Origin of the sequence: Paenibacillus puerhi (genome assembly GCF_009846885.1) — a bacterium.
Taxonomy (GTDB): Bacteria; Bacillota; Bacilli; order Paenibacillales; family NBRC-103111; genus Paenibacillus_G; species Paenibacillus_G puerhi.
The window spans coordinates 1-6542 of record NZ_WUWM01000061.1 but is presented as its reverse complement, the minus strand read 5'-3'; the positions used below and the strand labels follow the sequence as shown (position 1 = coordinate 6542).

General features: G+C 37.6%; 9 protein-coding genes. All 9 read left to right on the top strand.

Annotated features, from left to right (window positions below; genetic code table 11):
- Window positions 1-13: 13 nt before the first annotated feature.
- Window positions 14-121 carry a hypothetical protein gene (locus GSF01_RS30545; RefSeq protein ID WP_407945811.1) on the top strand — a complete coding sequence of 36 codons (108 nt, stop codon included), beginning with the start codon at window positions 14-16 and terminating at the stop codon, window positions 119-121.
- A gap of 432 nt (window positions 122-553) precedes the next feature.
- Window positions 554-1120 carry a GNAT family N-acetyltransferase gene (locus GSF01_RS28685; RefSeq protein ID WP_235941789.1) on the top strand — a complete coding sequence of 189 codons (567 nt, stop codon included), beginning with the start codon at window positions 554-556 and terminating at the stop codon, window positions 1118-1120.
- Window positions 1121-1174: 54 nt separating this feature from the next.
- Window positions 1175-1357: a shikimate kinase gene (locus GSF01_RS30540; protein WP_159888687.1), complete on the top strand. Its 183-nt coding sequence runs from the start codon at window positions 1175-1177 to the stop codon at window positions 1355-1357.
- Window positions 1358-1710: 353 nt separating this feature from the next.
- Window positions 1711-2115: a cytidine deaminase gene (locus GSF01_RS28675; protein ID WP_159888685.1), complete on the top strand. Its 405-nt coding sequence runs from the start codon at window positions 1711-1713 to the stop codon at window positions 2113-2115.
- A gap of 656 nt (window positions 2116-2771) precedes the next feature.
- Window positions 2772-3101: a hypothetical protein gene (locus GSF01_RS28670; RefSeq protein WP_159888684.1), complete on the top strand. Its 330-nt coding sequence runs from the start codon at window positions 2772-2774 to the stop codon at window positions 3099-3101.
- Window positions 3102-3236: 135 nt separating this feature from the next.
- Window positions 3237-4091, top strand: a complete 855-nt coding sequence (locus GSF01_RS28665) for a hypothetical protein (RefSeq protein ID WP_159888683.1) — start codon at window positions 3237-3239, stop codon at window positions 4089-4091.
- Window positions 4092-4378: 287 nt separating this feature from the next.
- A complete protein-coding gene (locus GSF01_RS28660) occupies window positions 4379-4813 on the top strand; it encodes a DUF4362 domain-containing protein (protein WP_159888682.1) in 435 nt (144 codons plus the stop codon).
- 236 nt (window positions 4814-5049) lie between these two features.
- A complete protein-coding gene (locus tag GSF01_RS28655) occupies window positions 5050-5487 on the top strand; it encodes a hypothetical protein (protein ID WP_159888681.1) in 438 nt (145 codons plus the stop codon).
- Window positions 5488-5754: 267 nt separating this feature from the next.
- A complete protein-coding gene (locus GSF01_RS28650) occupies window positions 5755-6213 on the top strand; it encodes a hypothetical protein (RefSeq protein ID WP_159888680.1) in 459 nt (152 codons plus the stop codon).
- Window positions 6214-6542 lie beyond the last annotated feature (329 nt).

Below are 6542 nucleotides of genomic sequence, written 5' to 3'. Positions count from 1 at the left end.
GCTACGAAAAGGGATAGCTCGCTATGTCCACTTTTACAACCAGGAACGCCCTCATCAATCTCTTAATGAAGCGAAACCCGATCAATTTTACGCCCATTGTATCGAAGAAATCGCATCCTAAAAACTAGGCCCACGAGAAGGAGGACATAACTTATTCCTCAGAAATTCGTGTCTTGACAATGGGGAGCATTACATTCCAATGCCATCATTTATGTTTTTAACAAGAAATATCAAATTACTGAATTCTACCCTTCAAAACTACGAAGTACTTATAAGACCTTATGAAGATCATGGATTTGGTTGGGTAATCAAGTTTGTAGACCCATTCGGTAATGAATTGGGAGCATACGAACCAAGGGAAATTTAGAAATTCATTTATTCCGACCAAAGAAATAAATACGGATCATAAAGAATGCAATAAGTATGCAAGATTAATGATGGAAGACACAGATTTTGCATAACTCCGCATTCACGCATTACCGTGTTCTCCCCTCAATCCGCCCACAGTGTAATGCGCAGAAGTTGTATCAAGCAGACACATCTGTGAACCTAATTGGCGGGTCCACCCGGCCCTAAGGACCTTAAGGTTCTCGATGTCGAGAATGCAAAAACGTTAGATGAACCCGCCAAAGTTATTATGAAAGACGGTGCAAAGAAGATGAATGGTTTTAGTAGGCTGATCAGAGAAGATGAACTTGAAGATCTTTTATTATTATATAAGCATTTACAGCCCGATGATCCAGAACTTGTAAGAAACGATGATTTGGTTAGACATTGGAAGGATATTTTGAACGATGGGAACATGAAAATTATTGTTGTGGAGAGAAATGGGATTATCGTTGCGTCTTGCGTATTAGTCATTGTTAAGAACCTGACGAGGAATGCTCGGCCATACGGATTAATAGAGAATGTAGTGACGCATAAGGATTTTAGGAGACAGGGGTATGGAAGAAGAGCGTTAAAGAAAGCAATCGAGATTGCCCAAGAAAGTAATTGTTATAAACTTATGCTTCTGACTGGCTCCAAAAGAGAAGAAGTACATAATTTTTACGGAAGTGTTGGATTTATTAAAGGAGTAAAAACAGGATTTATTATGAAGATGAAAGATCTATGTAAGTGAATTAGAAGAAGTGGTGGCATCATCTAACATTGCGTTCACGCATATCATAGCACAATAGGTATTGAAGGCTTCATTTCTATTGAAAACCGGGTAAATGCATCTTTATGTGTCGACAATACGATTATTGCTACAGGAAGAAGTGTGGTTTATGGCAAGGAGGCTATGGCACACTTAAAAGATAATGGTACTGTGGTTTATTTAAAGTTAAGTTATGAAACGATACAGGAACGATTATGAAATGCAAAACAAAGAGGCGTTGTTTTAAGGGAGAACCAATCATTATTCCAATTATATCAAGAAAGATATTCTTTGTATGAATCATATGCTGATTTAGTAATTGATGCTGAGAAACTTGGTGTGGAGGAATTGGTAGTTAAAATATTGGAAAAGGTGCCTTCTTAAATAATAATGGATCTATCTTTTATATTTGAGGGTATATGCACCGAGATAGGGGCCTTCATATAACACGTTACCCCTGCACTTGGTAAGTCCTTCGGACCCGGGCTAAAGCGCCCTTAAGCCAGTGAGGGTTCGTGAATACAAGAACGTTATGTGAAATTGACCAAAACCAGTTAAAGAAGGGAAATACAATGAATATAGAAGACAAACTCTATGAAGCAGCTGTTAGCTTGATCAGATCGAGGTATCCTTCTGGATGGGGAGGAGCAGCTGCAATGTATACAGATAGAGGTTCTATTTTAACAAGTATTGCTCCAGAGGTTATTAACGCATCTTCGGAACTGTGTATAGAAACGGGAGCTATCTGTGAAGCCCATAAAATAAATGAACAAGTAACCCATTCGATTTGTGTCGTACGTGACAATGATAGCTCTAGCTTTAGGGTGCTTACTCCATGTGGTATCTGTCAAGAGAGATTGTTCTACTGGGGAAGGAAAGTCAAAGCAGCAATCAGCAACGATAATGGTGAATTAGTTTTCAAAGAACTCAGCGAAATCCAACCATATCATTGGTATAGCACATTCAAAGAAACCTAACTATAAGTAATGAAAGTATCTCGAAGAAGTGGACAGCAGCACATAACAATGCATTCACTCAGCTGGCTCTTCGAGTCCCTAGGTCGCCACAAGAATTTCGAGGAAGTGGCTACAAGCCAACCGCATCACGGCTGCCCTCCGGGGCTTAAGGCAATGAAGGTTCGGGAATGCGTGAGTTAGACGACATAACCCGACTTGATTTATAAGGACTACTCAATGAAGATGATAGGTTTTCATAACTTTGGACTGGCTATTGAGATAAAATCATTATTAATAAAAATTTGATATCCATTCAAGTTGAAATATGTTAAATTATAGAAGAAACAATAGAAACGCAAACAGGACGAAACCTTAGATCTGATAGATTAGGGAATTCGTCTTTTTTATTAGTGGATTACTTAATTCATCGCGTCCCAATCCCAACATGCCAAATCGGAACTAGGTTTGTAATAACTTAATGGATTGGTTACTGGATATATTCTTTTGAGACAGCCCTGTTGAAAGATGAGGGTTACTAAAGAAAATAAAGAATAAATAAAGAACTGAATATCAAATTTAGAACCTAGGTCCGCCCGAAGTGTAGCAGGGAAGCGGACCAGGAGGGACACACCTGCGAACATAATATAGTAACTTAAAAATTTAGAGGAGAGATAATTTTGGGATACGAGATTCATATTAGAAGAAAAGGCGATGACTATCCAATACAGATGGAAGAATGGCTTCATTATATTGAGAATGATGAAGAGCTAACTTATACGAATAATATTGAAATCACATTGCCAAATGGAATGATCCTAGGAATGTCTGGCGAAGGACTGGCAATTTGGAAGACAGAGTATCGAGGAGAGGAAATAGAAATTACCTTTATGTACAAGAACGATGAAATATCAGCTAAATATATGGATGATTTCCAGATTGTGAAAATGAAAGCAATCGCGAACAAGTTAAATGCAATAGTAGTTGGCGATGAGAATGAAGAATACTAATAATGCGGCCTCAATCCCCAGGCGTATTAATGTAAAATACGGCGCAGCGAGCAACTCACTGAGTGCGGGAATTCGTGAATGCGAGAGACGTTTTAAGAAATCCCCTTAAAAAAGAATGATAAGGGAGTATGAAGAATGGATCGTTTTCACATGATTACGTACGTGTTTCCAACTTCAAATGAAACAGAAAGAGAATGGAGTTATTTCTTCTATAAACTTCTAAAAGAGATTCCCTCATTCAATAAGGAAGAGATTTTTTGTTCATCGTTCTCGGAGACTGCTTTACCTTCAACAGAATTTCGGACAGGAAATACTACAACTCCCATGATTATTTTTAATACACATGAGAAGATAGATATGAATGTTGCTAATTTGTCAATTTGTGATAAAAATTCAAAAAGTATTAAATTTTCGAGTTTGATGGTTGATGGAATTAATTCAGTAAATAATTATGTCACGGATGCTAATACGATTTCAAATCTATTTCACCAGTTGAAGGGTAGATTAACTGGAATAGATCATACGGGAATAAATATCCCTGTTACCAAGTTACAAAAATCAAAGTGGGATGAATTAATTACAAAGATGTCTAAAATCAGTAATTTATATAAATACCCAGGGGAAGACTGGCCATTCATCATTCCGGCTGATGAAACTGAGTATTTGACAGATATAACCAGGTTTGCTGTAAAAAGAACTCCAAAGTTTGAATTCGTTTATGACTCTTATGCTGATAGACCGATTTTTCAATTTGCTTTGGAAACTAATATTTCTAAAGAAGATATGGAAAGAATTTTCCCTGATCCAATCGGATTCGCGATACCGGGATTGGAAAATATTTTTAGATCAATATTTATCCAGAATCCTTGGGAACATGAAGTGGCTATTCGTTTTGATTTGTATTATAAATCTACAGCGAATGAACTTACAGACTGGGAAACTGGTGAATGGTTGGTAACAAATGGAGGCAGATTGAAACAGGAAGCATAAGAGAGGCATTTAAGTAAATCTTTGAAGGCGGAGACATCTGCAAACCTAAATGGCGGTGCCATCCGGCCCTACTGTCCTCAAGGTTCTCAACTTCGTGAATGCAAAGAACGTAAGAGGAAAATACTCGGAAACAAAAAAATTCATATAGGTCAGTTGTAATGCCTGACCTTTATTAAGAGGAAGGAATATAAGTGAAGTCCTGTTCGGTCTCCCAGAGTGGTGGGATGTCGTGAATACAAGAACTTTAGGTGAAACTATCGCAAAGAATTATTATGTAGAGGAAAACCATGAAAAACAATCGAAGAAATATACGTCGTATTTACAGGATACGTATACTACTTGTTACTATTATTATTTTTTTTTATACCAGTTACTTATCGATATCAGACGGTTTTGTAATCCCAGATGATAAATATATCAGAGCCATTCGACTTGAAAAATTCATAGATAGATTTAATAAAGAGAAGATGGATAGAGTTTTAATAGTTCAATCTACAATTGAAGGTGGATATGTAGAATCAGAGCTTTATACTACAGGAAAGAATATTAAACTAAATATCGATAATTCAGGAGATACTTACTCAAATCAACTAAAACAAAGCATTACTTGCAAGAACATGAAGAGAGAAGTAATGAATACTAGTATAACGTACATATTGGATCAGTGTGAGAATTTATCAATAGACGAAAGAGTACATGTTATAAGCTTAGGAATTAAGTGATTTTTAAAATGTTCGAAGAAGACAATAACATCACCAAAAACGTGTTTCGCTGCGGCTCCTAAGGAGCCGTGGTTTGCAAGAGGCATTTCGAAGAATCGTACTCACTTCTCACTTACACACCTGCACCACCTAACCGCATCGCGGCCGGCCCTAAGGTCTTAAAGTAGTGGGACGTCGTGAATGTAAAAACGTTATCAGAAATCATTGCAAACTAATACTGGGGATATAAACTGAGAATGAATGATATAAATGAAGGTTGGAATCACGATGAAAAGAGGTTGAAAAAAACCATAATTATAAAAATGCTCAGAACGATAGGTATTTTTTTAGGTATACTTTTGTTTGTGGTAGCGCTTGGCGTGTACGGTTTATTTCGATTAGTTGCATCTGCCTGCGGAAATGAAATTGTAAATGAAATTCCTCAGCCAGGTGGCGCTTTAAAAGCCGTTGTTTTTATTAGGGATTGCGGGGCGACAACACGTGAAAGTTATCAAGTTTCGATTATTAGAAAGGGCAGTAATATAGATGATACTGATACAGGGAATGTATTTATTGCTTATGAACCTGTTAGTGTATCGTGGTCTAAGTACAATGATTTTGATATTGAATATGCCGGAGGACAAGTGTTTAAACAGGAAATAAATGTTAAAGGAATTAGAGTTAATTACAAATAGTGATATTTGAATGCATTTCAGTAATGATTATGACATCTTATAACATCGTATTCACGCATCGGGGGACAAGCCCCTAGGTCTGCCCGAAGTATCCTCAGAGGAGATTATTAAGTCGGACACATCCGCACCACCTTACCCAGTCGCGGTCGTTACGATCCTTGGCTGTCGCCCGGATTATGGATCACTTAAGGTGGCGGGACGTCGTGAATGCGAGAACGTTAAGTAAAATCCCCCAAGTATCTTAAAACCCTTATGGAAGGTGAAAATATGGTGTTAATTAACCCTAACGAAAAAGTCATTATAAATAATTGCTTAACAGCTATTCGATATGCGAAGTCTTTTGGAAAGAGTTTAGATTATTCTGAGTCTAGCATTAGTGATGTTGAGGAGATACTAGATTATTACTCAAAGGATTTAAAACCAGGATTTTTTAACTCAATAGTTAGATCAATAACAGGAAAGAAACCTACGACGAACCAGATACACTCGATGGCAACTATTTGGGGAGCATATATAGGTGAGGTCATAAGAATTCATAATTCGGATAAATGCAACTGGTATTACGAGAATGTATGGGGAGATGGGGAATTACTTCATTTGAAGATTGGAGAAATGAAAGCCTTCCCAATTGATAAGGTGATTAAGAGGCTAATAAATGGGCCTGAAGATAGTGTGGTTTCATTCTTTGATGCGATTAAATACAAATCTCAAGAAGAAGTTAGCTGACTCAGGTACTTAAAATAACTCCGCATTCACGTATCGAGGCTTGCGCCAGCAGGAAAGGGAATCAGGCGGACACATCCGCGTCACCGAACTGCATTGCGGCGGTTCCGATCCAGGGTTGTCCCACGGATCATGGATCACTTAAAGTGATGGGACTTCGTGAATGTAAGAACGTTATCCAAAAGAACGGAAATAATTTAATTAATAACTCAACTTTCGCAGCTTGAAATTGGCAAATAAACCTTGATGTAGCTAGGCAAACCGGCAATCCAACCTTGAAGTTGACGATGAATCAGTTTTGAGATTCTCTTTCCTGCCTTTGCTGCAACTTC

What these genes read in the sequence shown, in the direction of transcription:
- GSF01_RS28675 (WP_159888685.1), top strand. Translation starts at nt 1,711, where the DNA reads ATGAATATAGAAGACAAACTCTATGAAGCAGCTGTTAGCTTGATCAGA.
- GSF01_RS28665 (WP_159888683.1), top strand. Translation starts at nt 3,237, where the DNA reads ATGGATCGTTTTCACATGATTACGTACGTGTTTCCAACTTCAAATGAA.
- GSF01_RS28660 (WP_159888682.1), top strand. Translation starts at nt 4,379, where the DNA reads ATGAAAAACAATCGAAGAAATATACGTCGTATTTACAGGATACGTATA.
- GSF01_RS28655 (WP_159888681.1), top strand. Translation starts at nt 5,050, where the DNA reads ATGAATGATATAAATGAAGGTTGGAATCACGATGAAAAGAGGTTGAAA.
- GSF01_RS28650 (WP_159888680.1), top strand. Translation starts at nt 5,755, where the DNA reads ATGGTGTTAATTAACCCTAACGAAAAAGTCATTATAAATAATTGCTTA.